This is a genomic window from Saccharopolyspora sp. NPDC045941, from assembly GCF_056431445.1.
On sequence record NZ_JBWKKU010000005.1, the window covers coordinates 29,993 to 56,097 of the forward strand.

Consider the following 26,105-nt stretch of genomic DNA (forward strand, 5'->3'; position numbering starts at 1 on the left):
ACTGCGGCGGCCGGTCTACCGCTGGAAGCGGCTGCGCCGCTTGCAAAGACCAGTCTCTGAAGGCCCGCATGAGCCGTTCGACATACCCCGGCTCGTGCGGGCCTTTTCCATAACTGCGTAGGAGCAGACGTGAAGAACCTCGACGATCTGCTGTCCGAGGGTGTTCGGGGTCGGCGTGTTCTGGTGCGCGCCGACCTGAACGTGCCGCTGGACGGCGAGAAGATCACCGATGACGGCCGGGTGCGCGCCTCCCTGCCGACCATCCGGAAGCTGACCGGGGCCGGCGCCCAGGTGGTGCTCGCCGCGCACCTCGGTCGCCCCAAGGGCGAGCCGGACCCGAAGTTCTCCCTGGCCCCGGTCGCGCGGCGCCTCGGCGAGCTGCTCGGCGCCGACGTCGCGCTGGCCGGTGACCTGGTCGGCGACTCGGCGAAGTCCGTGGTGGCGGGCCTGACCGACGGGTCGGTCGCGCTGCTGGAGAACGTCCGCTTCGACGTCCGCGAGACCAGCAAGGACGACGCCGAGCGCGGCGCGCTGGCCGACGAGCTGGCCGCGCTGGTCGGCCCGGACGCAGCGTTCGTCTCCGACGGTTTCGGCGTGGTGCACCGCAAGCAGGCGTCGGTCTACGACGTCGCCAAGCGGCTGCCCGCTTACGCCGGCGGCCTGGTGCTCGCCGAGGTCGAGGTGCTGCGCACCCTGACCGGCGACCCGAAGCACCCCTACGTCGTGGTGCTCGGCGGCTCGAAGGTCTCCGACAAGCTCGGCGTCATCAAGGCCCTGCTGCCCAAGGTCGACAAGCTGCTCATCGGCGGCGGCATGGCGTACACGTTCCTGGCCGCCCAGGGCCACAACGTCGGCAACTCGCTGCTGCAGGAGGACCAGATCTCCTCCACCGAGCAGCTGCTCGCCGAGCACGGCGACAAGCTGGTGCTGCCTGTGGACGTGGTGGCCGCCGATCGCTTCGCCGCGGACGCGGAGAAGCAGGTCGTGGCCGCCGACGCGATCCCGGCCGACTGGATGGGGCTGGACATCGGGCCGCGCAGCGTCGAGCAGTTCGCCGGGATCCTCCGCGAGGCCGGCACGGTGTTCTGGAACGGCCCGGCCGGCGTGTTCGAGTTCCCGGCGTTCGCCGACGGCACCCGCGGCGTCGCGCAGGCCATCGTCGACTCCGACTCGTTCAGCGTGGTCGGCGGCGGCGACTCGGCCGCCGCGGTGCGGACCCTCGGGCTGCCCGAGGACGGCTTCTCGCACATCTCCACCGGCGGCGGCGCGTCGCTGGAATACCTCGAAGGCAAGGACCTGCCCGGTGTGGCCGTCCTGGAAGGTGAGCGCTGAACATGGCCAGGCAGCCACTGATCGCCGGCAACTGGAAGATGAACCTGAACCACCTGGAGGCGATCGCCCTGGTGCAGAAGGTCGCCTTCGCGTTGCCGGAGAAGTACTTCGCGAAGGTGGAGGTGGCGATGCTGCCGCCGTTCACCGACATCCGCAGCGTGCAGACCCTGATCGACGGCGACAAGCTGCTGCTCAAGCACGGCGCGCAGGACATCTCCGAGCACGAGTCCGGGGCCTACACCGGTGACGTGTCCGGGCCGATGCTGGCCAAGCTCGGGTGCAGCTACGTGGTGGTCGGCCACTCGGAGCGCCGCGAGTACCACGCGGAGACCGACGAGCTGGTGAACAAGAAGGTCCGCGCCACCCTCAAGCACGGCATGTCGCCGATCCTGTGCGTCGGCGAGCAGCTCGACGTGCGCGAGTCCGGCGGCCACGTCGAGCACTGCACGACGCAGCTGATCAACGCGCTCAAGGGCCTCAAGGCGGAGCAGGTGCGCCAGGTCGTGGTGGCCTACGAGCCGGTGTGGGCGATCGGCACCGGCAAGGTCGCCACCGCCGCGGACGCGCAGGAGGTCTGCGGGGCGCTGCGGGCGGCGCTGGAGGAGAAGTACGGCAAGGAGATCGCCGACGAGGTGCGGGTGCTCTACGGCGGCTCGGTGAAGTCGAGCAACATCGGCGACCTGATCGGGCAGTCGGACGTGGACGGCGCCCTGGTCGGCGGCGCGAGCCTCAACGGCGACGAGTTCGCCAAGCTCTCCGCCATGGCCGCAGGCGGCCCCATCCCGTGATCTTCCCGCAATTTCAATTGAGGTTTTTCCAACCTCGTATTGCGTGGCGGTGCGGGTAGCGGAACCTCAGAGGTTCCCTGGTCTGTGGGTGCCCCTCCTGATGTATGCCCAATACACGGCGGAGGGGCCGTCCTCGCCGAGGGAACCCCGGAGGGGTGGGCACCGTGAACCCGCGGCGGTGCAGGCGTCGTAGGTTGGCTATGCGCCTGCGGCGCATGCGACACCTCATCGACGTGCAGCTTTGCGACCCGCGGCTGCGGGCCGGCCAGGATGAAAAACGCTCGATGGAAATCGAACCTCTGATTTCCATTGAAATTGCGGTCCCCGGGCCACGGGGGCGAGGTCGGACGGGGTGAATGGCGTGTTGACCGGGGTGCTCGGTCGGCGGGTGCCCTTCGCTCATCACCTGATCGGGATCGGCCCCTGTGGTGGCTGTCGGCCCGGGTTGTGAGACCGTCGTGGCGGCAAACGGGTGGACGGTGGTCAACTCGCTGTTGGTGGCCCGGTACGCTTGGTCGCGGACCGCTGTGCGAACGAGGACGTGATGACTCTTTTCCTGCAGATCGTGTTGATCGTGACGAGTGTGCTGCTGGTGCTGCTGGTGCTGCTGCACCGGGCCAAGGGCGGCGGTCTGTCCTCGCTGTTCGGCGGCGGTATGCAGTCCAACCTGGCCGGTTCCAGTGTGGCGGAGAAGAACCTCGACCGGATGACGTTGTTCGTCATGGCGCTGTGGGTCATCTCCATCATCGGTGTCGGCGTGTTGATCAAGATCGGTTGATCGACCGGGCACCCAGCCGGTCGACAACCCCGGGCCGCTTGGTGGGTGAAGACGGATGACTGGTGGCAACGCCATTCGCGGCACGCGTGTGGGCTCGGGCCCCACGGTAGGCGAGTCGGAGCGGGGGGAAGCCGCGCCGCGCAAGCGGGTCGACTACTGGTGCGCCAACGCGCACCACAGCCGGCCGTCGTTTGCGATGGACGCCGAGGTGCCGGAGGAATGGGACTGCCCGCGCTGTGGTTTGCCGGCGGGCTTGGACCAGGAGAACCCGCCCGAGGCGCGGCGGAACGAGCCGTACAAGAGCCACCTCGCGTACGTCAAGGAGCGGCGCAGCGATGCCGACGGGATGGCCATCCTGGAGGAAGCGCTGGCCAAGCTCCGCGAGCGCAAGGGCCGCTGAAATCAACGAACCGGGCCGGGTGGGCGACAGCTCACCCGGCCCGGTTCGTTTCTCGTGAGTGCTGGCTCCGGTAAGAACCGGCTTCAGCGCTCACGACGGCTCGACGTCGATCTCGTTGACCGCGGCGAGCATGTGCCGCAGCACCCGCATGGTCGTCGCCACCTCGGCATCGGTCAGGTCGCCGCCGACGAGCCCCATCGTTCTGTGCTCCTCCGCCTGCACCCCGTGGATGGCGGTGCGCCCGGCCTCGGTGAGTGCCACGAGCGACGAGCGGCGGTGCGCGGGATTCGGCTTCAGCGCGACGAATTCCGCCGCCTGCGCGTCGTTGACCATGCGCTGCACGAACTGCCTGCTGAGCTCCAGGGTCCGGGCGATCTGGGGGACGGTCTCGGCGGTGCCGGCCATTTCCAGCCGTTCGAGCACCGCGCGCACGCCGACGGACAGCCCGTTGCTGGGGCTTTGCTGTTCGACCAGCCGCGCGACGCGGCGGTAGAGCGGCCCGAGGACGGCGTAGACCTCGGCCAGTCGCGGTCCGAGCTCGGTGGGCGGCAGCGGGGAATCAGAGTTGTCAACCACGGTGTCATTATGACACCTTGGTTGTCATGAACACCATCGAATCAGTACGAGTTCCGGTCCCGGACGGCGAGCTGTACGCCGAGGTGGTGGGTTCCGGTCCGCCGCTGGTGCTGCTGCACGCCGGCTACCTGGGCGTGGGGATGTGGGACGAGCAGCTCGAACTCGCCGCCGACCACCTGCTGATCCGCTACGACGCCCGCTCCCACGGGCGCTCCACCACCGCGATGGCCGACTGCCGGGCCGAGGAGGACCTGCTGGCGCTGCTGGACCACTTCGAGGTCGGCACCGCGTCGCTGATGGGCAACTCGATGGGCGGCGCCACCGCCCTGACCTTCGCGCTGCTGCACCCGGAGCGGGTGGACCGCATCGTGCTGTTCGGCCCGGGCATCCCGCCGGTCGACTTCCGCGACCCGTTCATCCAGGAAGGGCACCGCGAGCAGGAGGCCGCCAGGCAGGCGATGGACATCGACCGGTACGTCGAGGCGTTCCTGCGCATCGGGGTCGACGGCCCGCACCGCCGGCCGGACGAGGTGGACCAGCAGATCCGGTCGCGCTGCCGGGACATGGCGATGACGACCGTGGGCAACCACCACACCGCGACCGGGCGGCTGCTGGAGCGCGACGTCGCGAGCAGGCTGGCGGAGATCTCCGCGCCGACGCTGCTGGTCGTCGGCGAGCTGGAGGCGACCGACCTGCACCGGATGGCGCGCGACGCGGTGGAGCGGATGCCCAACGCCGAACTGGTCGAGATGGCCAGCGTCGGGCACATGGCCAGCATGGAGAACCCGCAGGAGGCCAACGAGTTGATCCGCCGCCATCTGGGCGGATAGGAGTTCGCGGAGAGGATCCGTCGGGCGCGTCGGTTCCCGGGGAGCCCGTTCGATGCGTCAGTGAGCGGCCGACCGCTCACCGACGAGGGAGCGATTCCTGGAAGCCGGCGTCTACCACCTGGCGTGCAGTTCAATTGAAACTGCGGGGCCGGTGTGGCGTTGGTCGCGGTGTTGGGCCGCGTCCGGCTACCGGTGGGTACGCTCGCCGTCCACGACAGCGGCGATCCGGGAGGACTCATGGCTCAGGCGACGGCTGATCTCGCGGACCGGGAAGGCCCGGAGGTGCGCAGCTGCGACGTGCAGTTCCGCAACCTCGGCGGGCGCGAGGCGTTCGAAGGCCGGATCCGCACGGTCACGTGCTTCCAGGACAACGCCTTGCTCAAGAAGGTCCTCTCCGAGCCCGGCGACGGCCAGGTGCTGGTCATCGACGGCCGCGGCTCGCTGCACACCGCGCTGATCGGCGACCTGATCGCCGAGATCGGCCGCTCGAACGGCTGGAGCGGGGTCATCATCAACGGCGCGGTGCGCGACTCGGCGGTGCTCGCCGGGATGGACTTCGGGGTCAAGGCGCTGGGCACCAACCCGCGCAAGAGCACCAAGACCGGCGAGGGAACCGTCGACGATGTCGTCGAGCTCGGTGGCATCCGGTTCGTGCCCGGCGAGCACGTGGTGTCCGACCAGGACGGCATCGTGGTGATCACCGAGCCGTAGTTTCGCCGACCCGACGGCCGAGCGCGCGCAGGCTGTCCCGATCACGTTCCGACGGTTGGCGGCGGTGCGCGAACGCCCGGCCGGGTCGGGCACTTCGCCGAACTCGCCTGACCGGGGCACCGGGCCGGAGCCCGGTCAGGCGCTCACGACCGCTCAGCCCAGGCCCAGCACCACCAGCAGGAACCACGGCACCAGGGATCCGGAGACCAGCATGGCGCCGGCATAGCTCAGCAGCTGGCGGAAGTAGACCTGCTTGTCGCGGTTGCGGACGTTGGCCATCAGCATCGCGCCGCTCGGGGAGGTGGGGCTGACGTCGACCACGCTGGCCGCCACGCCGAAACCGGCCACCGCGCCGGGGATGTGCGCGAAGTTCGCCGCCTGCAGCGGAGGGATCAGGATCGGGAAGGTCGCGCCCAGCGTCGCGGTGGTGGAGGCGAACGCCGACACGACACCACCGATCACGAACGCCAGCAGGGTGGTGATCAGCGGGTTGCCCAGGCTGCCGATGGCGTTGGAGGCGTAGTCGATCGCGCCGACCTCCTTGGCGACGCCGACGAAGACGAACAATCCCGAGGTCAGCAGGATGACGCTCCACGAGATGCCCTTGACCGCGCCGTCGGCTCGCTTCGGGAAGAACAGCGTGAGCAGCGCGCCGAGCCCGAACGCGGTGATGCCCACGTCCAGCCCGAAGCCCAGCGCCAGCACCATCAGCGCCGCGATGGCCAGCAGCGTGACCTTCTGCTCGCCGGCGATCTTCGTCCGCTCCACGGTGGTGTCGACGCCGTCGACCGCGGGCTCCTTGCCGTGGCCGTGCCGGATCAGGTGCATCCCGCCGAAGGCGAAGTACACCACCGCCATCAGCAGCACGTACATCGCCAGGAACAGCGTGAACACGCTCCAGATCGACACGTCGGCCAGACCGGACTTCTCCAGCACGCTCTTGGTCACCGCGCCGTAGGAGTTCATCGGCGACATCGCGGTGGCGTTGACGCCGTGCAGGATGATCAGGCCCATCAGCAGCGGGCTGACCCGGTACTGCGCGGCGAAGGTCATCGCCAGCGGCGCCAGCAGCGCCAGCGCCGCGGAGGGGAAGACGCCGAAGGCGACCAGGACCGCGGCGATCACGCCGAACACCACCGGGATCAGCGCCACCTTGCCGGCGACCAGCCGGACGCCGGTCCGGACTATCAGCTCGACGGTGCCGTTCTCGCGGGCGATCGCGAACAGGTACGTGACCCCGGCGATCAGCACGAAGATGTCGGCGGGGAAGGACTCCAGCACCTGGTCCACGGACAGCCCGCCGATGCCGGCGACCACCAGCGCGCCGACGAAGCCGAGCACGCCGATGTTGACGTTGAAGGCGATCGCCAGGGCGAACATCAGGACCAGGCAACCCACGCTGGCCGCGATCGCAGCGGACATCGTTGTTCCTCTCTGCGGGGTTGGGCGACGATAGAATTCAGTCGAATGCAGCAGTGTGCAACTGTATGCAGCAGAATACGGACACGTAGCGCGAGGTCAAGAGCTTCTTCGTCGTCGACTCGACTCCGTTGGGGCGCAAGGGTTCGGGCTTGACACGCCGCGCCGGAGCGAGAGTATGCTTCTGTATACAACGGCGTACCGGGGTTTGCGGGGCCTGTGGAGCCACCTGCCCCCGGCGCGATGACGTCGACCGACCATGGAGTGCGTCTCATGACCAACCCCAGTGACCGGATGCTCATCGGCGGGCAGCGGGTGCGGGCGTCCACCGGGCAGGAGCTGCCCGCGATCAACCCCTTCACCGCGGCGGAGTTCGCCACCATTCCGGACGCGAGCCCGCAAGACGTCGACGCCGCCGTCTCCGCGGCCCGCGCCGCCTTCGACGGCGGCTGGTCGACGACGCCTGGCGTGCGCCGCGCCGAGCTGATGAACCGGCTGGCCGCGCTGGTGGACGAGCACGCCGAGGAACTGGGACGGCTGGAGTCCACCGACAACGGCAAGCTGGTCCGCGAGACCACCGGCCAGGCCCGCTTCGCCGCCCGCAACTACCGGTTCTTCGCCGGTTACGCCGACAAGCTCTACGGGCGCACCATCCCGTTGGACAACCCGGACACCCTGGACTACACGCTCGCCGAGCCGATCGGCGTCGCCGCGCTGATCACCGCGTGGAACTCGCCGATGCAGCTGCTGGCCAACAAGCTCGCCCCGGCGCTGGCGGCGGGGTGCACCGTGGTCGTCAAGCCCTCCGAGCACGCTTCGGCGACGACGCTGCGGATGGCGGATCTGGTGACGGAGGCCGGTTTTCCGCCGGGTGTGATCAACATCGTCACGGGCGGACCGCAGGCCGGGATCGCGCTGACCGAGCACCCGGGCCTGGACCGGATCAGCTTCACCGGCAGCGTGCCCACCGGCCGGGCCATCGCGGCGGCCGCGGCGAAGAACCTGATCCCGGTCACGCTGGAGCTGGGCGGCAAGTCCCCGAACATCGTCTTCGCCGACGCGGACCTGGACCGCGCGGTCACCGGCGCGGTCGCCGGGATCTTCGCCGCGGGCGGCCAGACCTGCATCGCCGGAAGCCGGCTGCTGGTGCAGGAATCGGTCTACGAGCAGGTGGTGCAGGCGGTCGCGGCGCGAGCCGCGGAGATCCGCCTCGGGGACCCGGCGGATCCGCGGACCCAGATGGGGCCGGTGGCCAACGAGCCGCAGCGCGACCGAATCCAGCGCGCCATCGACTCCGGTGTCGAAGCCGGCGCCCGCGCGGTGGCCGGCGCCGAGCCGGTCGATGACCCGGCACTGGGCGAGGGGCTGTTCGTGCGGCCCACGGTGTTCGCCGACGTCGCCAACGACTCGAAGCTGGCCCGCGAGGAGATCTTCGGCCCGGTGCTGAGCGCGATCCCGTTCGCCGACGACGACGAAGCCGTCAAGACCGCCAACGACAGCGATTTCGGCCTGGCGTCCGGGATCTGGACCAACGACCTGACCCGCGCCCACCTGGTCGCCAAGCGGCTGCGAGCGGGCACGGTGTGGGTCAACACCTACCGGGCCAGCGCCGCGCAGGCGCCCTTCGGCGGCACCCGGAAGTCCGGCTACGGCCGCGAACGCGGCGAAGAAGCCCTCCACGAATACCTCAACACCAAGAACGTGATGGTCGACCTCACCGGCCAGACCCCCGACCCCTTCTCGATCCGCCTCTGAACGGCGGACCCGCGGCAACGAAGCCGGAGATCTCATGAGCACCGCAGTGCCGACCGCGCCCCCGAGCGCGCCGGAGAAGATGACGCCCGAAGGGCGTCGCAGCGCGATGGGCGCATTCCTCGGGTACTTCGTCGACTTCTACGACATCTACCTGCCGACCATCGCGCTGGCCCCGGCGATGGCCTACTTCCAGCCGCCGCACCTGGACACGGTCGCTGCCACCACCGTCTACTACGTGACGTTCGTGGTGACGCTGCTCGGCCGGCCGATCGGCGCGGCGATCTTCGGCCACCTGGCCGACACCATCGGCCGCAAGACCGCGACGATGGTCGCGGTGTCCGGCTTCGGCGTCGTGACGCTGTTGATGGCGCTGCTGCCCGGGTACGACACCTGGGGCTGGTTCGCCATCCTCGCGCTGATCCTGCTGCGGCTGGTCGACGGGATCTTCCTCGGCGGCGAGTACACCGCAGCGGTGCCGCTGGCGATGGAGCGCGCCCCCCGGTCGCGGCGGGCGGTGGTGTCCACGCGGATCATGCTCGGCTACCCGATGGCGTTCATCGCGATCAGCGCGATCACCACGCTGATGCTCTACATCGCCCCGACCGCGTCCGGCGCCTACCTGGAGTGGGGCTGGCGGGTCCCGTTCCTGGTCGGCGCGCTGCTCTCGGTCGTCGTCCTGCTGTACTACCGCAAGGTCGAAGAAGACGGCCCCGCCGGGAAGCCCGAGGCGGCGAAGGGGCCGTCGCCGCTGAAGCAGCTGTTCGCCAAGGGCCCGCACCGGCGCAGCCTGGTCCAGGTCTTCGTGCTGATGACCGGCATGTGGCTGTCGCTGCAAACCGCGGTGTCGATGATGCCCGGCCTGCTGACGTCGGTGCTGAAGCTGCCGAGCACCCAGGTCACGATCGCCACGATGCTGATGTTCCTGGTGCTGGGCGGGGTTTACCTCGGTGTCGGCGAGCTGGCCGAACGCGTCGGCCGCCGCCCGGTCCTGATCGGCTTCGGCGCGCTGACCGCGACCGCGGCCGCCGCGGTCTACTGGCTGATGGTGGCCACCGCCGACGCCGGCGACGGTCTGCTGTGGACGCTGCTGCTGGCCGGGGTCGTCGTGGTGATCGCCAACGCCCCGTGGTCGATCCTCAGCGCCTACATCCCGGAGCGGTTCGGGCCCGAGGTGCGCGCCACCGGATTCGGGGTCGGCTACACCTTCGCCGTGCTCATCCCGTCCTGCTACAGCTTCTTCCTGCTGTGGCTGAGCAGCCTGATGCCCTACGAGTACACCCAGATCCCGCTGGTCGTGATCGGCGGCGTGCTCGCCGTGACCGGCGCGGTGATGGGACCGGAGACCAAGAACGCCGATCTGGGCGCAACCGGAAAGGAGTACATCGGTGAGTGACACCGTCTCGTTGTGCGGCCTGGGGAACATGGGGGGCGCCGTCGCCGGCCGCCTCGCCGCGCACGGCCCGCTGCGCGTGTTCGACCTCGATCCGGGGCGGGTCGCTCAGGTCGCCGAGCACCCGCGGGTCACCGCCGCAGGCGCGGTGGCCGAGCTGGCCGGGTCCGGCGTCGTGGTGCTTTCCCTGCCCGCGCCGAAGGTTTCGCTGCAGGTGATCGCCGAGCTGGCGCCGCGGATGCGGGCCGGCAGCGTGATCGTGGAGACCAGCACGGTCAATCCCGCGGACATGGCCGAGGAGCTGAAGATCTGCGCTGCGCACGGCATCGGCATCGTGGACGCCGCGATCCTGTCCGGGGTGTCGCAGATGGCCGGGGGCACCGCGACGCTGCTGGTCGGCGGCGAGGAGTCCGATGTGGACAAGGTGGCCGACGTGCTGGCGGCGATCAGCGCGACCATCACCAGGTTCGGGCCGGTGGGCAGCGGCATGGCCGCGAAGGTGATCAACAACGCGGTGGCGCACGCGGTGATGGTGGTGCTCGCCGAGGCCGGTGCGCTGGGCGCGGCCACCGGGGTGTCCGGCTCGGCGCTGGCCGCGCTGCTGTCCGGCCCCGAGGCCGGGCTGACCCGCCCGCTGACGCACCGCTTCGTGGAACGGATCCTGCGGGGCGAGTACGACGGCGGCATGCCCACCGAGGCCGCCCGCAAGGACTCCACCCTGGCGTTGGCCATGGCCCAGGACACCGGGGTGCCGCTGTTCGGCATCCAGGGCGCGCACACCGTCTACGAGCTCGGCGTCTCGGAAGGGCTCGGCCGGCTCGACTACGCCTCGATCGCCACGCTCTGGGAGCGCTGGACCGGGCGCCCCATGACCGAAACCTCGAACGACAAGGGAGACGAAGAATGAGCAAGCCGGAGACCGACCGGTTCGACGTCGTGGTGGTCGGCGGCGGCAACGCAGGGTTCTCCGCCGCGCACTCGGCCGTGGAGCAGGGCGCGAAGGTGCTGCTGCTGGAGAAGGCGCCGGAAGACGCCGCCGGCGGCAACTCCTTCTACACCGCCGGCGCGTTCCGGTTCGCCTTCGACGGCCTCGACGACGTCGCCGACCTGCTCGAACCCGACGAGCGGCACGCCGATTCCGTGGTGCCCGCCTACCCGGAGAGCGCCTTCGAGGACGACATGCGCCGGGTCACCGACGGCAAGTGCGACCCGGTGCTGACCAAGATCCTGGTCTCCCGCTCCGCCGATGCCGTGCGCTGGCTGGCGGGCAAGGGCATCCAGTGGCGGCTGATGTACGAGCGCCAGGCCTACCTGTCCGACGGCAAGTGGGTGTTCTCCGGCGGCCTGTTCGTCGGCACCGTCGACGGCGGCAAGGGGCTCATCGCCCAGCACACCAAGGCCGCGCTGGAAGAGGGCGTGGAGATCCGCTACGGCGCCGAGGTCACGGTGCTGCACCTCTCCGGCCCGGCCGAGCGAGGCGTCACCTATCGCGATTCCAACGGCGTCGAGCACCGGATCAGGGCCGGTGCGGTGGTGTTGTCGGCCGGTGGCTTCGAATCCGACCCCGAGCGCCGCGCCGAGCACCTCGGCGAGGGCTGGGACCGCGCGCTGGTGCGCGGCACGCCGACCAACACCGGTGACGTGCTCGACCTCGCGCTGGCCGCCGGCGCCGCCCCGCACGGCGACTGGGGTTCCTGCCACAGCGTGGCGTGGGACGCCGACGGCAGCCCGACCGGCGGCAACCGGGAGCTGACCAACCAGCTGACCCGGCAGAGCTATCCGATCGGCATCGTGGTCAACGTCGAGGGCGAGCGGTTCGTCGACGAGGGCGCGGACTTCCGCAACTACACCTACGCCAAGTACGGGCGGGAGATCCTGCGCCAGCCGCAGGGCCGGGCGTTCCAGCTGTTCGACGCCAAGACCCGCCCGCTGCTGCGCAAGGAGGAGTACGACTCGCGGCCCATCGCCGGTGCGCAGGCCGACACCCTGGCCGAACTCGCCGACGAGCTCGGCATCGACGCTGCGGGCCTGGAGCGCACCGTCACCGCGTTCAACGAGTCCATCGTGGACGAACCGTTCGATCCGGCGGTCAAGGACGGGCGCGCCGCGCAGGTCCGGCCGCCGAAGTCCAACTGGGCGCAGGCCCTGGACACCGCCCCGTACTACGGCTATGCCGTGGGCTGCGGGATCACCTTCACCTTCGGCGGGGTGCACGTCGACGAATCCGCCCAGGTGCTCGACACCGACGGGCAGCCGATCGACGGGCTCTACGCCGCCGGCGAGATGGTCGGCGGGTTGTTCTCCGGCAACTACCCGGGCGGCAGCGGCCTGACCTCGGGTGCGGTGTTCGGCCGGTTGGCCGGGGCCCGCGCCGGGAACGCAGGGCGCCATGGCTGAGGAATTCCAGGTCTACGCGATCCGGTTCGCCCACCGCGAAGCATCGGTGCGCGGCGAGCACTTCTACGGCCACGACCCGTGCGCCCTGGAAGCCTGGCCGATCTCCTACCACGTGTGGCTGGCGGTGTCGGACTCCCACGCCGTGCTCGTCGACGCCGGGTTCACGCCGGAAACGGCGGCGCGGCGCGGGAATCGCGACTACCTGCAAACCCCGATGGACACCATCCGCGCGCTCGGCGTGGACCCGGACCGCATCGAGCACCTGGTGATCAGCCACCTGCACTACGACCACTCCGGGCACGTGGCGGACTTCCCGCAGGCCGAGATCGTGCTGCAGGAAGCCGAGATGGCGTTCTGGACCTCCCGGCACGCCGGACGCGGGCAGCTGGCGCACTTCGTGGAGCCGTCCGACGTCGCGTACCTGGTGGAGCAGAACTTCACCGGCCGGGTGCGCCTGATCGACGGGGTACACGAGGTGGTGCCGGGCATCACCGCGCACCGCGTCGGTGGGCACACCCCGGGCCTGCAGGTGGTGCAGGTCCGCACTGCCGCCGGGAACGTCGTGCTGGCGGCCGATGCGTCGCACTTCTACGAGAACGTCGAGCAGGAGAAGCCGTACGGGATCGTGACCCACCTGCCGTCGATGTACGACGCGTTCGACACTTTGCACGCGTTGGCATCCGGCCCGGAGCTGATCGTGCCCGGTCACGATCCGCAGGTGCTGCAACGGTTCCCGGCGGTGCCCGGCCTGGAAGGACTCGCCGTCCGCATCGCCTAGGGACGCAATGCATACCGAGGTATACTTTGCGTTCGGTGCTCGGCGTGGCGCCTTCGACCGGGTCCGCCCGGCGCGAAGGCGCCACGCACCGGACCGAACGTAGTCGTGAGTGGGTCGTGCCGGTAAGAGCCGGGGTCGGCGCTCACGAGGTGATCGCGGCAGAAGGAGTGACGACGCTGTCCGAGGTGTACGACCGGCTGCGCGGCGAGATCGTCGACGGCACCTTCGAGACCGGTGCCCAGCTGGTGGAGCTGGCCCTGGCGGAGCGGTACGGCACCAGCCGCACGCCGGTGCGCGAGGCGCTGCGCCGCCTGGAACAGGACGGACTGGTCGAGCGGGGCGACCGCGGCATGCGGGTCCGCACTCGAAGCCCGGAGGAGATCCTCGAGATCTACGAGGTCCGGATCTCCCTGGAGGCCACCGCGGCATCAGCGGCCGCCCAGCGGCACAGCGAGTTCGACCTGATCCGCATCCGCCGCGCCCAGGCGGCGATGGACGGCACCTCGACCGACGACCCGGCGGCGATGGCGGCGGCCAACCGGGCGGTGCACGAAGCGATCTGGGTGGCCAGTCACAACGGCACCATCGTCGATCTGCTGACCCGCCTGAACAACCACCTGACCCGCTACCCGGCGACCACCCTCAAGGTCCAGGGCCGCTGGGCGGAAGCCCTCGACGAACACCGGGCCCTGATCGACGCGATCGAACAACGCGACGTGGCCCGGGCCCACGACCTGGCCCGGGACCACATGACCAAGGCGCGCGATCTCCGCCTCCAGATCTACCGCGAAGACCCCACCGCCTGACCAGGTGCCCGCCGCGGTTCCGGCGGGGATGGCGGCTCAGCGGTCCGAGTAGTGCTCCTCGACGACGCGCGCCATGGCTTCGGCGGCGTTGGTGGTCAGCGACTTCGCGCTGAAGTAGATGTCGCCCTTGACGCCGCGGTAGTGGCTGTTGAGCGCCAGGTGGGCGGAGAGCTCGCCGGGGTCGGTCCAGCCCTCCTTGCCGACCCGGTAGGCGGCCTGGCCGATGTAGAGGTCCACGCCGGTGCCCGAGACCGTCTTGGACCACCACGGGATCAGGGCGGCGTAGTCGGCGGCCGGGTGGCCGATCTGCCAGTAGACCTGCGGGGCGATGTAGTCGACCCAGCCCTCCCGCACCCACTTGCGGGTGTCGGCGTAGATCGCCGAGTACGACTCCAGGCCCTTGGTGTCCGAGCCGGCCGGGTCGCTGGACGCGTTGCGCCAGATGCCGAACGGGCTGACGCCGAACTTCGCGTCCGGCTTGGCCCGGTGCACCCGGGCGTCGAGGTCCGCCACCAGCTGGTCGACGTTGTGCCGGCGCCAGTCCCCGATGTCGTCGAAGTCCTTGCCGTGCTCGGCGAAGGTCTTCTCGTCCGGGACCTTCTGGCCCTCGACGGGGTAGGGGTAGAAGTAGTCGTCCAGGTGCACGCCGTCGACGTCGTAGTTCTCGACCGCGTGCATGATCGCGCGGGTCACGAACTCGCGGGCCGCAGGCACGCCCGGGTCGTAGTAGAGCTTGCCGCCGTAGGCGAAGGTCCACTCCGGGTGCTTGCGGGCCGGGTGCTCCGGGACGAGCGCCTGCGGGTCGTCGGTCATGCTGATCCGGTACGGGTTGAACCAGGCGTGGAACTGCAGGCCGCGCCGGTGCGCCTCGTCGACCATGAACCGCAGCGGGTCGTAGCCGGGATCACGGCCCTGCTGCCCGGTCAACCAGTGCGACCACGGTTCGTGCGGCGACGGCCAGAACGCGTCGGCGGTCGGCCGCACCTGGACGAACACGGCGTTCAGCTTGTTCGCGGCGGCCTGGTCGAGCAGCTTCCGGTACTCGTCCTGCTGCTGCGCGGCGGAAAGCCCCGGCCTGCTCGGCCAGTCGATGTTCTCCACCCCGGCGATCCACATCCCGCGCATCGCGGTGGTCGGCTCCTTCGCCGCCGCCCCGGTGGTCCCGAAGAGCCCGAGCAGGATCGCCACCAACCCCAGCGCCAGCCCCATCACGTCTGCCCGGATCCGACGCAACCCCTGCGTGCGGGTCATCTCAGCTCACCTCGCCGCTGATCGACAACTGCGCGCCACAGCGTACGACCAACACCCGGCCCCGCGCGCCGATGGCGAGGAATTACCACGTCACCCGATCCGGGTGGTCCAGACAGGACGAGGTCCGAATCCCGCCGGAACCGACGGCTCCGCAGCGGTTACATCGACTCAACGCAACCGCGGATCTTCGCCCAGCCCGATGCAGCTCAGCCGGCGAAGTCAGGACTGGAGGAGACGGTGGCAGCACACGCGTCGGACGCGCAGACCTCGTCATCGGCGTCCGAAGTGCTTGCGGGGGAGGAACATTCGGGGCGGGCACTGTTCTTGCTCGGCTCGGTGTTGGCGCTCGGCGGGGTCCTGGCACTGCTGAGCACGACGCTGGTTTCGGTGGGCATCGGCCGGCTGGCCGAGACGTTCGAGGTCCCGCTGTCCACCGTCCAGTGGGTGAGCACGGCGTACCTGCTGGCGATCGCGGTCGTCATTCCGGTCGCCGGCTGGGCGATGGACCGCTTCGGGGAGAAAGCGCTGTGGCAGGCATCGCTGGCGGTTTTCCTGGCCGGTTGCGTGCTGACCGCTGTTGCCCCGTCGGTGGGCGTGCTGATCGGTGCGCGGGTCCTGCAAGGCCTCGGTGGCGGCTTGTTCGAGCCGATCATGCTGACCGTGCTGGCTCGGGCTGCGGGTCCGCGGCGGGCCACGATCGTGATGAGCCTGGTCCAGATCCCGATCACCCTGGCCCCGGTCTTCGGGCCGATGGTAGGTGGGGTGCTCATCGACCGGCTTGGCTGGGAGTGGCTGTTCTGGATCAACGTGCCGTTCGTCCTGCTGTGCGCGGTGCTGGCGCAACGGATCCTGCTTGCCGACCCGTCTCGGCACGAGCGCGCCGCCTCCCGGCTGGACCTGACCGGCACGGTGCTGCTGCCGACCTCGCTCGCGGGACTGCTGCTGGGGCTGTCCCAGATGACCAGCGACGGCGGGATCGCCTCGCCGGTCGTGCTGGTTTCGTTCGGCGTCGGCACGGTGCTGCTGCTCGCGTACGTGGTGCATGCGCTGCGGATGCGCGGTGTGCCGCTGGTCGACGTGCGGCTGTTCGCCAGCGGTCGGTTCGCCGCGTCCGCCGCCACTGCGTTCCTGTTCGGGGCCTCGGTGTACGGCGTCATGTTCGTGCTGCCGCTGTTCTTCCAGCAGGCCGGCGGGTTCGACGCCTGGACATCCGGCCTGCTGCTGGCGCCGCAGGGCGTGGGCACGGTGCTGATCCTGCCGGTGGTTTCCCGGCTCGTCGCCCGATTCGGCCCGCGCGCGGTGGTTCTGGCCGGAATGGTCCTCGCGGCCCTGGGCACCATCGCCTTCACCCAGCTCGACCCGCGTGAGGGCACCGCGCTGCTCGTCTGCTCGCTCCTGGTGCGCGGGATCGGCCTGGGTGCCACGCTCGCGCCCGCCCTGTCTTCCGGATTCGCAAGCATCGCCCCGGAAGACACCGGCCGGGCGAGCAGCGCGCTGATCGCTTCCATCCAGTTGGGCGGATCGGTCTCGACAGCGGTGCTGGCCGTCGTGGTGCAGCAGCGGCTCGCGGGTCACGCCGCGATCACCCAGGCCTATGGCGGGGCCTTCTGGTGGCCTTTGGGGATCTGCGTGCTCGGCGCCGCAGTAGCCGTTCGCCTGCCGGGCAGGGAGACCCGGGCGGGCTGATTCGTCTTCCCGCTCCGCGCGGGTGATTTCAACAACGATCGGAGAGAAGTGGACAACTCCTTCAAGGGCAAGACGGCCATCGTTTCGGGCGCCAGCCGGGGCATCGGCCTCGCCATCGTTCGTGAACTGGCCGACCGGGGCGCCAACGTCGTGGGCGGTGCCCGCACCACCAGCCCGGAACTGGCCGAGGCCACCCCGCACGTCTGCACCGTGGACCTCGGCGACCCCGCCGGGCCGGAGCGGCTGGTAGACCACGCGCTGGGCCTGTTCGGCCGCGTGGACATCCTGGTGAACAACGTCTCCAGCACTGCCGCCCAAGCGGGCGGTTTCCTGTCGGTCGACGACCAGGCCTGGGACGACGTGCTCGGAATCGCCTTCCTCAGCGCCGTGCGGGCGACCCGGGCCGCGATGCCCAGCCTGCTGGAACACCGTGGGGCAGTGATCAACATCGGCTCCGTCAACGCCCGCCTCGCGCTGCCCCACCTGGTGGCCTACTCGGCGGCGAAAGCCGCGCTGACCAACCTCGGGAAGGCCCTGGCCGAGGAATTCGGTCCGCAGGGCGTGCGCGTCAACACGATTTCCCCCGGGCCGGTCCTCACCGGCGTCTGGACCGATCCGGGCAGCACCGGAGAAGCGCTGGCCCAGCAGGCGGGCGTGCCGTTGGCGGACTTCCTCGAACAGATTCCCGCGAACCTCGGCGTCTCCACGGGCAGCTTCACCGCGCCGGAGGAGGTGGCTGCCCTGGTGGCGTTCCTGGCATCCGGGGAGGTGCCGAACATCAGCGGCTCGGACCTCGTCATCGACGGCGGAATGCTCAAGACCGCCTAACCCGCCGCTGCCAGGGAGGTGGGTCTTGTGGGCCGCCATGGCGACCCACAAGACCCACGGCCCGTGGCCGGCTCGGGCGGTTCGGACCGGTCATACCCGCTTCTGCGCCGGTCGCCCTGATCCGGAGAAGATCGGCGCGCCTCGTGCCGGGATGGCGAAGAACTCCCTCACCCGATCCGGGGGGTTCCGAACCGCAGCCGGAACAGCGCCCCTCCGTGACCGCCTCGCCGACCGGCGGCGCTGAACGGGCGACCGCTCGGTTGCGGTCGCCGGCATGAATGAACCCGGCCGTCACGCCGCCTGGCGGGAGCGGTTCCCGGCCAGTTCCCGGGCCCGCTGCTCGGCTCGGGCGCCGAGCAGGGCCGGATCGCATTCGGCGAGGTGGTCGCGCACCAGCAGGTGCACGAACCGCCACTCGCCGTCCGATCGGCTCAGCAGGCTCCGGTCCGCGGCGTGCGAGAGGAAGTCGCGCCGCCTGGGCGGCAGGTAGCCGGTGAGCCGGAAAACCAGCAGGCCGAGCAGCGACGCTCCTGGACCGTCTTCCCAGGCGAGGAGCCCGCAGCCGCCGACCACCAACCCGAAGGCGAACCCGAGGAACCGGGAGTCGGGCGGTGAGCCCACGACGATGCCCGGCAACACGGCGACGAGCGCTCCCGCGACCACGCAGAGCACGTTCTGCTTGATGAAGCCCCAGTTCCTCGGCGCATCCCGGGTCAGCCGCGAGATGCAGAACTGGTCCGTGCCCAAGACCATCGTTCCGATGAAGGCGCTGCCCGCCAGGCCGATCACCCAGCCGCCCACCAGTTCTTCGGTCGGGCCGATCCACAGCGCCAGCCCCACTGCCGCTAGGCCGGACGCGAGCCCGACCAACCACGCGGTGACGGCTTCCGCCACGAAATAGACAGATGCGGTGAGCCCGGCGCTGACGGCGGCGCCAGCGGCGACGATGGCGGCGCAAACCGGTGCGGGGACATCGGCGAGGATCCAGCGCACCGCCAGCACGAGGCCGATCGTGCCAGGCCCGGCCGTCAGGCCGACGACCACTGCGGAGCGGACGGTCTTCGCCAGGTGCGGCAACGGCCGTGCACGGGCGGGCGTGAGCGCTTCGTCGCTGGTCACGGCTGTCGCCACAGCTGCGGCGCACGCGGTGACCACGCCCGCGAACAGGCCGAACCGCACCATTGCGGCGAGCACGATCGGCGCGGTGAAAGCTCCCAGCGCCACCGGTATGAAAACGCCCGTGGTCGCCACGTTGACGTCGAGCGGGACGCACTTGTACCAGTCGAGGTTGGACAGGAACCGGATCCGCAACGCCGCGTTCCCGCGGTAGGAGTCCCGGGCCAGCATCGCCAGGAACCACAACGCGCGGATGGTCTCCCGGGGCGTGTAGCGGGACGGCGGGGTGACACGGCGCGCCAGCACCTCGCAGACGTAGGCGTCGAACAGCTCCCGGCGGGCGGTGGTGGTGTCCTCGGCCCGCAGTTGCTCGCCGTCGGCTCCCTGCACGGCCAGGGCCATGATGTTGAGCATCAGCGGGGAGTCCAGCAGTTCCCACAGCTCCGGGTCGCTGGTCAGCATCGACCGGACGCCGCCGAGCCCCCGCCCGGTGCCCTCGAAGTACTCCGCCAGCCGGCGGCGGGTCAGCGGCTGGATGCGCACCGCGCCGTGCAGGCTGAGCCGTTCGGGCAGCCTGTCGTACTCGCCCAGGCGGCTGCACACCGCGATCTGCGGCACGAACACCTTCTGCGGCAAGGAGTTCAGCTCGCGGCCGCACTCCTCGCGGTGTTCCGGGGCCACCTCGTCGAGACCGTCGAGCAACAACGCCAGCTTTCCCGCGGCGAGCCAGGCCTCGGTGACCGCGTGCGGAATGGTGTACCTGCGCCGCAGTTCGTCGCGCAGCCACTGGACGAAATCGTTCGGCCCGCGCTTCTTGTCGTCGGTGCCGGGCCACCCCGAGAGGTCGACCAGCACTGGGATCGGCTGCTCCGGGTCCCGCCGGGCGCGTCCGACCAGTGCGTGAGCGAGCTCCAGCAGCAGCGTGGTCTTGCCCGCGCCGGGATCGCCGAGGATGAGCATGGACTGGTGGAGCTCGTCGAAGACCTCGGAGATCGGCGCGTTCGACGCGATGGCCTTCTCGGCACCGCCGACCGGTTGCACCGTCAGGGATTGCGGGCGGATGACCGCGTCCGGCCGTTCGTCGAGGTCCAGTTCGATCCGCGCTTTGGCGGCGAGCGACTGCGAGAACCGCTGATCGACGTAGCGCTCGACGCGGTCCAGCGCGTTCGGCCGGTTGCGCGGGTGATCGACGGGGCGGCTGGTGATGGCCGACTGCTGGCGCGCCAGCATCTCCCACAACCCGACGACCACGGAAACGGCCCACAGCACACCGATGACCGGCCAGGTCCAGCCGGTGTACGGCGCGAGGAACGCCGGTGCGCTGCCGCCGGTGCCGATGTTGATGGCGGTCGGCAACAGCACGGCGCTGACGGAAATCCCCAGCACGAATGCGCAGACGCGAAGAAGTCGACCTCGTGCACGGCGCATAACGCGGAAGATTACCCAGCGCCCGCAGCGGATTGTTCCCGCTCACGCGGATTGGAACGCTCTCGAGCCGGTGCGTTCAGGGCAGGCAGCGCAGCCGGCCGCCGGTGAAGTGGGCGAATGCCCGGTCGATCTGTTCGAGGGGCTGCCGGAGCGGGCGGACTCCGAACCACAGGCCGCGGACGCCGAACGTCTTCGTGCGCAGTGCGCGCTGGACGTCGGGATGGTCCAGCCCCACAACGCCCGGCGTCGCGGCTGCGCCGGGCGCGAGTTCCAGCGCGAGCAGCGGTTGGCCGAGCCGTCGTTTGAGGTGGATCCCGGCGATCGCGGGCCAGGGGAGGAAGACGGCCGGTGCCGCCTCGTTGCTGCAGTGCAGTCCCGCGTCCGAGAATCGCATCGCCACCGCGGGAATCCCGGCTCGTTGCCACGTCTCCCGCAGGCGTCGCACCGCGGTGAACTGGCGTCCGGCGTCGAGCGCGAGGAACAGGCCGGGCAACGCGATCAGCAGCATCGTCGGCCAGTTGCCGGGGAGCACCAGCGCGCTGCCGCCGCCGAGTCCGATGATGAGCCCGGCGGCGATCGACGAAATCCAAGCGGAGGTGCGCCGCGACCGCAGGATGAACCTGCGTCCCTGGGCGACCATCCGGGCATCGATCTCGACGACGAACTCCGGGGCCACATCTCGTTCCTGGTGCACCGGCCCAGTCTGAACCAGCGGGACCACCCGCGGAACCGGAACGATCAACGTCCCGCCACCAGATGTGCGACCTGCGGAACGAGTGACGGGCACCTCCGAGCGACTCGTGCTCGGAGATGCCCGTCGCCTCGGGGGATCAGCCTCCGGTCGGGACGGCCGATGCCGCGGTCGGGTCCAGCAGCCACAGGGTCCGGTCCCGGCCGCGGGCTCCCGCCGCCGGGATGTCCACCGGCTCCGCCCCGCCCAGCGCCGCCGCCACCGGCTCGGCCTTCGCCTCGCCCGTGGTCATCAGCCAGACCTCCGAAGCCGCCCGGATCGCCGGGAGCGTCAGGGAGATCCGGGTCGGCGGCGGCTTCGGGCAGTCGTGCACGCCCACCACCGTCCGCTCGGCCTCCCGCACGTACGGCGTGTCCGGGAACAGCGACGCCGTGTGCCCCTCCTCGCCGACGCCCAGCAGCAGGACGTCGAAGTGCGGCACCGCGATGTCGGTCGCCCGCGACGCCGTGGTCGCGAGCACCTCCGCGTAGTGCGCCGCCGCCGCATCGGCGTCCGGGCCGAACTTGCCGTCCGACGGCGCCATCGCGTGCACCCGCTCCGGGGCGACCGGGACGTGGTCGAGCAGGGCGTGGCGGGCCTGGGTCTCGTTGCGGTCCGGGTCGCCGTCCGGCAGGAACCGCTCGTCGCCCCAGTACACGTCCACGTTCGCCCAGTCCACCGCGTCCCGGGCGGGGGAGCGGTTGACCTGTTCGAGCACGCCGATGCCCGTCCGGCCACCGGTGAGCACCACCGACGCCACGCCGTGCGCGGCCTGCGCGTCGACGATCCTGGTGATCAGCCGGGCCGCCGCCGCGGCGGCCAGCAGTTCGCCGGTTGCGTGCACGACCACTTCCGGTCGGCTCATGAACCGGCCTCTGCCGACTCGGCGACCTCCGCCGCCGGTTCGTCTCCGCCGCGCACGATCTTGTCCAGGCCCTGCAGGGTTGCCTCGTAGATCTCGTCCGGGTCGAGGCGGCGCAGCTCCTCGGTGAGGCAGTCGCGCACCTCGCGGCGGTGCAGCGACACCCGCCGGTCCGGCTGGCCGGGCTGGGTCAGCGTCCCGACCTTGCCGTCCGGGCGGACGATCTCCACGTTGCCCGACGGGCGCTCCAGCACCGCCGAGACGATGCCCGGCCCGCGCGGGTGCTCCACCCGGCGGACCGGGATGCCCAGGTAACTGGCCAGCCACGCGGCCAGCAGGTCGGTCGACGGCGAGTCCGCCGCGCCGGTGACCGTGGCGGCCGTGACCGCGTCGTGCGGCGGCAGGTCCAGCGCCGCCGCCAGCACCGCGCGCCACGAGGTCAGCCGGGTCCAGGCCAGATCCGTGTCACCGTCCGCATAGGACTTGACGCGATTCTGCAGCGAGGCGATCGGGTCGCCGTCGGCCGCCGCGTCGGTGATCCGCCGGTGCGACAGCGCGCCGATCGGGTCCTTCGCGGGGCTTTCCGGTGCGTCCGTGGGCCACCAGGCGACCACCGGGGCGTCCGGCAGCAGCAGCGGCACCACCGAGCCCGCGCCCTCGTCGGCCAGCGGCCCGTACAGCCGCAGCACGATGACCTCCGACGCGCCCGCGTCGCCGCCGACGCGGATCTGGGCGTCCAGCCGGGGCGCGGCCTGCCGCGCCCCGCTGGCCACCACGATCACCCGGCACGGGTGCTCCCGGCTGGCGTCGTTGGCGGCCTGGATGGCCTTCTCCACCTCGGTGCCGTCGCCGGTGACGATCACCAGCGTCAGCACCCGGCCCAGCGCGACCGCACCACCGGACTCGCGCAGTTCGACCAGCTTCTTGTTGACCTGCGAAGTGGTGGTGGACGGCAGATCGATGATCACGGTCGCCTCCAGACGCGTCCGGTTCGGGCCAGCATCGCGTCCGCCGACGGCGGACCCCACGTCCCGGCCTTGTACGGCTGGGGCTTGCCGCGGGCGGCCCAGTGCTCCAGCACCGGGTCCAGGATCTGCCAGGACAGTTCGACTTCCTCGTTCACCGGGAACAGCGACGGCTCGCCGAGCAGCACGTCCAGGATCAGCCGCTCGTAGGCCTCCGGCGAGGACTCGGTGAACGCGTGCCCGTAACCGAAGTCCATGGTCACGTCGCGCACCTCCATCGAGGTGCCCGGCACCTTCGCACCGAAGCGCATCGTGATGCCCTCGTCCGGCTGCACCCGGATCACCAGGGCGTTCTGCCCGAGCTCCTCGGTCATCGTGCTGTCGAACGGCAGGTGCGGGGCGCGCTTGAAGACCACCGCGATCTCGGTGACCCGGCGGCCCAGCCGCTTGCCGGTGCGCAGGTAGAACGGCACCCCGGCCCACCGCCGGCTCTCCACCTCCAAGGTGATCGCCGCGTAGGTCTCGGTGACCGAGTCGGACGCGAAACCGCCCTCCTCGTGCAGGCCCGGCACCAGCGAACCGCCCTGCCAGCCGCCGGTGTACTGGCCGCGGGCGGTGGTCTCGTCGAACGGCCCGACCGGCTTGGTCGCCGACAGCACCTTGACCTTCTCCGCGCGCAGGTCCTGCGGCGAGAAGGAGACCGGCTCCTCCATCGCGGTGAACGCCAGCAGCTGCAGCAGGTGGTTCTGGATCACGTCGCGCGCCGCGCCGATGCCGTCGTAGTAGCCGGCGCGCCCGCCCAGGCCGATGTCCTCGGCCATGGTGATCTGCACGTGGTCCACGTAGTGCGCGTTCCAGATCGGCTCGAACAGCTGGTTCGCGAAGCGCAGCGCCAGGATGTTCTGCACCGTCTCCTTGCCGAGGTAGTGGTCGATGCGGAACACCGACTCCTCGGGGAACACCTCGTTGACGATGCCGTTGAGGTGCCGCGCGCTCTCCAGGTCGTGGCCGAACGGTTTCTCGATGACCACCCGCCGCCAGCTCTCGTCGGTCGGCTCGGTCAGCCCGGACCGCGACAGCTGCTTGAGCACCGTCGGGAACGCCGACGGCGGCACCGACAGGTAGAACGCGTGGTTGCCGCCGGTGCCCCGGTCGGCGTCGAGTTCCTTGACCGTGGCGGCGAGCCGGTCGAACGCGGCGTCGTCGTCGAACGAGCCGGGCACGAACCGGATGCCCTCCGCCAGCCGGTCCCAGACGTTCTGGTGGAACGGGGTCCGCGCGTGCTCCTTGACCGCGTCGTAGACGACCTGGCCGAAGTCCTGGTCGGCCCAGTCGCGGCGGGCGAAGCCGGTCAGCGCGAAGCCCGGCGGCAGCAGGCCGCGGTTGGCGAGGTCGTAGATCGCCGGCATCAGCTTCTTGCGGGAGAGGTCACCGGTCACGCCGAAGATCGTCAGCCCGCACGGGCCTGCGATCCTGGGCAGCCGCTTGTCCCGCGGGTCGCGCAGCGGGTTGTGCCACTGTTCGCTTTGAGTCACGCCCGGTCCTCCAAGGAGCGCAGATCCTGCACGGCCTTGACCAGCTCGACGAGCCCGGCCGCCCGGTCGGTGAGGTGCAGGCGCAGCACCGGCCGGCCCCGGTTGGCGAGCACCTGCCCGTCGCCGAGCGCCTGGGCGCGCTGCAGCTCGGCCAGGGTGTACGGCCGGTCCGGCACCTCCAGGTCCTCTTCGGCGGCGCCGGTGATCTGCAGGAACACGCCGTTCTGGTGGCCGCCCTTGTGGTACTGGCCGGTGGAGTGCAAGAACCGCGGGCCCCAGCCGAACGTCGTCTGCAGCCCGGTGCGGCGCGCCAGCTCCGGCCGCAGCACCGCGGTCGAGGCGTCGTCGAGTCGGTCCAGGTACGCCTGCACCGAAAGGTAGCCGCGCTCCGGCGCGGTGGCCAGGAACGCCCGCAGCGCCTCGGCCACGGTGCCGACGCCTGCGGTCAGCCAGTCGCCGGAGGCGTGCACCTCGACCGAGCCGTCGACCACCGCCGGGGTCGCGGCCGGGCCACCGGCCGGGCCGTCCAGCAGCGCCCTCGCGGCCTTCTTCGCGGCCTCGACGTCCGGCTGGTCGAACGGGTCGATGCCCAGCAGCCGGCCGGCCACCGCGGTCGCGAACTCCCACAGCAGGAACATGCCGCCCAGCGGGCCGGTGGTGCTGATCCGAGCGCTGTCGACGGCCGGCCCGACGGCCACGGTCGTCGCGTCCAGACCGGCGTCGGCGAAGCCGGGGGCCTCGGTGTTCTCCACGACCACCGGCAGCAGGCCGGTGCCGTTCTTGCCGGTCGACTCGGCGATCAGCTGCTCGACCCAGTCGCCGAAGCCCTTGATGCCCGAGCCGGTGTCGGCGAACACGACCTTCTCGGCGCCCTTGGCGTGCGCGGCGCTCAGCGCCGCGGCCAGCTGCAACGCCGGGTTGCCGGCGTCATCGGCGCTCAGCCGCCCGAACGCGGCGGCCGCGTCGTCCAGCAGCGCGGCGACGTCGGCACCGGCCAGTCCGGCGGGCACCAGGCCGAAGGCGGTCAGCGCCGAGTAGCGGCCGCCCACGTGCGGGTCGGCGGTGAAGACCTTGCGGTAGCCCGCCTCGCGCGCCGCCGACTCCATCGGCGAACCGGGGTCGGTGACCACGATGATGCGGGTCACAGGATCGATTCCGTTTTGCGTGAAAGCCCGCTCGAAGATCCGGCGGTGGCTGTCGGTCTCGACGGTCGTGCCCGACTTCGAGGAGACCACCAGCACGGTCCGGTCGAGATCACCGGACAGCGCGTCGGCGACCTGCCCGGGGTCGGTGGTGTCCAGCACGACCAGCGGCACGCCGGCGGTCGCGGTGATCACCTCCGGAGCCAGCGACGAGCCACCCATCCCGGCCAGCACGATGCGGTCCAGGCCCTCGGCGTGCAGTTCGGCGCGCAGCGCGTCGATCTCGGCGAGCAGCGGACGCGAGCTCTCGTGCAGCGTCGTCCAGGACAGCCGGATGGATGCCTCGCTCTCCGCGTCCGGGCCCCACAGCGTGGCGTCCTGGGCGGCGAGCTTGCCGGCAACCGCATCGGCGGCCAACTGCTCGACCAGCGGTCGGGCCTCGGCCGCTAGCGCCACATCGCGAATGTCGACGGAGGTTTCGGTTGCCATGTAGTTCCTTCAGCGCTCGATTTAGTTGGACTCGAACCCCAGTTCGACCTGCTTTTCCGGAGTTCGATCTTGGAAGCCAACTTCGTGCGACCACAGTGTCGCCGATCCGGGCC

General features: G+C 70.7%; 23 protein-coding genes. 14 read left to right on the plus strand and 9 right to left on the minus strand.

Going from position 1 to position 26,105, the window contains the following annotated elements:
* The first annotated feature begins 129 nt into the window (after positions 1-129).
* From AC07FN_RS05420 to AC07FN_RS05435, 4 genes are all read left to right on the plus strand, one after another.
* Complete coding sequence (locus tag AC07FN_RS05420) at positions 130-1,332, plus strand: phosphoglycerate kinase (protein WP_478394510.1); 1,203 nt, start codon at positions 130-132, stop codon at positions 1,330-1,332.
* Positions 1,333-1,334: 2 nt separating this feature from the next.
* On the plus strand, positions 1,335-2,120 hold the full coding sequence (tpiA, locus tag AC07FN_RS05425) for a triose-phosphate isomerase (protein WP_478389515.1): 786 nt from the start codon (positions 1,335-1,337) through the stop codon (positions 2,118-2,120).
* Positions 2,121-2,664: 544 nt separating this feature from the next.
* Positions 2,665-2,898 (plus strand): preprotein translocase subunit SecG, encoded by a 234-nt coding sequence (gene secG, locus AC07FN_RS05430; protein WP_358570723.1) that lies wholly within the window; start codon positions 2,665-2,667, stop codon positions 2,896-2,898.
* Positions 2,899-2,953: 55 nt separating this feature from the next.
* Positions 2,954-3,298, plus strand: coding sequence for an RNA polymerase-binding protein RbpA (locus AC07FN_RS05435; protein WP_358570726.1), 345 nt, complete (start codon positions 2,954-2,956; stop codon positions 3,296-3,298).
* A gap of 90 nt (positions 3,299-3,388) precedes the next feature.
* Here AC07FN_RS05435 and AC07FN_RS05440 read toward each other — a convergent pair whose 3' ends face one another.
* Complete coding sequence (locus AC07FN_RS05440; RefSeq protein WP_478394511.1) at positions 3,389-3,874, minus strand: MarR family winged helix-turn-helix transcriptional regulator; 486 nt, start codon at positions 3,872-3,874, stop codon at positions 3,389-3,391.
* A gap of 26 nt (positions 3,875-3,900) precedes the next feature.
* Between AC07FN_RS05440 and AC07FN_RS05445 the strand changes: the two genes are divergently transcribed.
* Both AC07FN_RS05445 and rraA read left to right on the plus strand, forming a co-directional pair.
* The gene (locus tag AC07FN_RS05445) at positions 3,901-4,704 is read left to right on the plus strand and encodes an alpha/beta fold hydrolase (RefSeq protein WP_478394512.1); all 804 of its coding nucleotides are present in this window, start codon (positions 3,901-3,903) and stop codon (positions 4,702-4,704) included.
* Between the two features lie 237 nt (positions 4,705-4,941).
* Positions 4,942-5,415 (plus strand): ribonuclease E activity regulator RraA, encoded by a 474-nt coding sequence (gene rraA / locus AC07FN_RS05450; RefSeq protein ID WP_358570735.1) that lies wholly within the window; start codon positions 4,942-4,944, stop codon positions 5,413-5,415.
* Positions 5,416-5,568: 153 nt separating this feature from the next.
* Here rraA and AC07FN_RS05455 read toward each other — a convergent pair whose 3' ends face one another.
* Positions 5,569-6,837, minus strand: a complete 1,269-nt coding sequence (locus AC07FN_RS05455) for an SLC13 family permease (protein ID WP_478394513.1) — start codon at positions 6,835-6,837, stop codon at positions 5,569-5,571.
* A gap of 270 nt (positions 6,838-7,107) precedes the next feature.
* On the opposite strand from AC07FN_RS05455, the gene AC07FN_RS05460 reads away from it, so the two are divergent.
* The 6 genes from AC07FN_RS05460 to AC07FN_RS05485 are packed head-to-tail and all read left to right on the plus strand — an operon-like array spanning position 7,108 to position 13,960.
* A complete protein-coding gene (locus AC07FN_RS05460) occupies positions 7,108-8,589 on the plus strand; it encodes an aldehyde dehydrogenase (protein WP_478394514.1) in 1,482 nt (493 codons plus the stop codon).
* 34 nt (positions 8,590-8,623) lie between these two features.
* A complete protein-coding gene (locus AC07FN_RS05465; RefSeq protein ID WP_478394515.1) occupies positions 8,624-9,982 on the plus strand; it encodes an MFS transporter in 1,359 nt (452 codons plus the stop codon).
* Positions 9,975-10,886 (plus strand): NAD(P)-dependent oxidoreductase, encoded by a 912-nt coding sequence (locus AC07FN_RS05470; RefSeq protein WP_478394516.1) that lies wholly within the window; start codon positions 9,975-9,977, stop codon positions 10,884-10,886. Before AC07FN_RS05465 ends, AC07FN_RS05470 begins: the two co-directional genes overlap by 8 nt.
* On the plus strand, positions 10,883-12,376 hold the full coding sequence (gene tcuA / locus AC07FN_RS05475; RefSeq protein ID WP_478394517.1) for an FAD-dependent tricarballylate dehydrogenase TcuA: 1,494 nt from the start codon (positions 10,883-10,885) through the stop codon (positions 12,374-12,376). Before AC07FN_RS05470 ends, tcuA begins: the two co-directional genes overlap by 4 nt.
* Complete coding sequence (locus AC07FN_RS05480) at positions 12,369-13,154, plus strand: N-acyl homoserine lactonase family protein (protein ID WP_478394518.1); 786 nt, start codon at positions 12,369-12,371, stop codon at positions 13,152-13,154. The genes tcuA and AC07FN_RS05480 overlap by 8 nt, the downstream gene beginning before the upstream one ends.
* Before the next feature lie 44 nt (positions 13,155-13,198).
* Entirely contained in the window at positions 13,199-13,960 is a 762-nt protein-coding gene (locus AC07FN_RS05485) for a GntR family transcriptional regulator (protein ID WP_478394519.1), read from the plus strand.
* A 36-nt stretch (positions 13,961-13,996) separates the two neighbouring features.
* Here AC07FN_RS05485 and AC07FN_RS05490 read toward each other — a convergent pair whose 3' ends face one another.
* Entirely contained in the window at positions 13,997-15,211 is a 1,215-nt protein-coding gene (locus AC07FN_RS05490) for a glycoside hydrolase family 10-like protein (protein ID WP_478394520.1), read from the minus strand.
* Positions 15,212-15,448: 237 nt separating this feature from the next.
* On the opposite strand from AC07FN_RS05490, the gene AC07FN_RS05495 reads away from it, so the two are divergent.
* Both AC07FN_RS05495 and AC07FN_RS05500 read left to right on the plus strand, forming a co-directional pair.
* On the plus strand, positions 15,449-16,897 hold the full coding sequence (locus AC07FN_RS05495) for a DHA2 family efflux MFS transporter permease subunit (RefSeq protein WP_478394521.1): 1,449 nt from the start codon (positions 15,449-15,451) through the stop codon (positions 16,895-16,897).
* 48 nt (positions 16,898-16,945) lie between these two features.
* Positions 16,946-17,725, plus strand: a complete 780-nt coding sequence (locus tag AC07FN_RS05500; RefSeq protein ID WP_478394522.1) for an SDR family NAD(P)-dependent oxidoreductase — start codon at positions 16,946-16,948, stop codon at positions 17,723-17,725.
* A gap of 291 nt (positions 17,726-18,016) precedes the next feature.
* On the opposite strand, the gene AC07FN_RS05505 is transcribed toward AC07FN_RS05500, so the two are convergent.
* The 6 genes from AC07FN_RS05505 to AC07FN_RS05530 form a co-directional block, all read right to left on the minus strand.
* Positions 18,017-20,203, minus strand: coding sequence for an NACHT domain-containing protein (locus AC07FN_RS05505; protein ID WP_478394523.1), 2,187 nt, complete (start codon positions 20,201-20,203; stop codon positions 18,017-18,019).
* Between the two features lie 142 nt (positions 20,204-20,345).
* A complete protein-coding gene (locus AC07FN_RS05510) occupies positions 20,346-20,963 on the minus strand; it encodes a hypothetical protein (protein ID WP_478394524.1) in 618 nt (205 codons plus the stop codon).
* Between the two features lie 136 nt (positions 20,964-21,099).
* Complete coding sequence (gene pgl, locus AC07FN_RS05515; protein WP_478394525.1) at positions 21,100-21,864, minus strand: 6-phosphogluconolactonase; 765 nt, start codon at positions 21,862-21,864, stop codon at positions 21,100-21,102.
* Positions 21,861-22,829 (minus strand): glucose-6-phosphate dehydrogenase assembly protein OpcA, encoded by a 969-nt coding sequence (opcA, locus tag AC07FN_RS05520; RefSeq protein ID WP_478394526.1) that lies wholly within the window; start codon positions 22,827-22,829, stop codon positions 21,861-21,863. Before opcA ends, pgl begins: the two co-directional genes overlap by 4 nt.
* On the minus strand, positions 22,826-24,361 hold the full coding sequence (zwf, locus tag AC07FN_RS05525; RefSeq protein ID WP_478394527.1) for a glucose-6-phosphate dehydrogenase: 1,536 nt from the start codon (positions 24,359-24,361) through the stop codon (positions 22,826-22,828). Before zwf ends, opcA begins: the two co-directional genes overlap by 4 nt.
* A complete protein-coding gene (locus tag AC07FN_RS05530; protein ID WP_478394528.1) occupies positions 24,358-25,992 on the minus strand; it encodes a glucose-6-phosphate isomerase in 1,635 nt (544 codons plus the stop codon). The genes zwf and AC07FN_RS05530 overlap by 4 nt, the downstream gene beginning before the upstream one ends.
* Positions 25,993-26,105 lie beyond the last annotated feature (113 nt).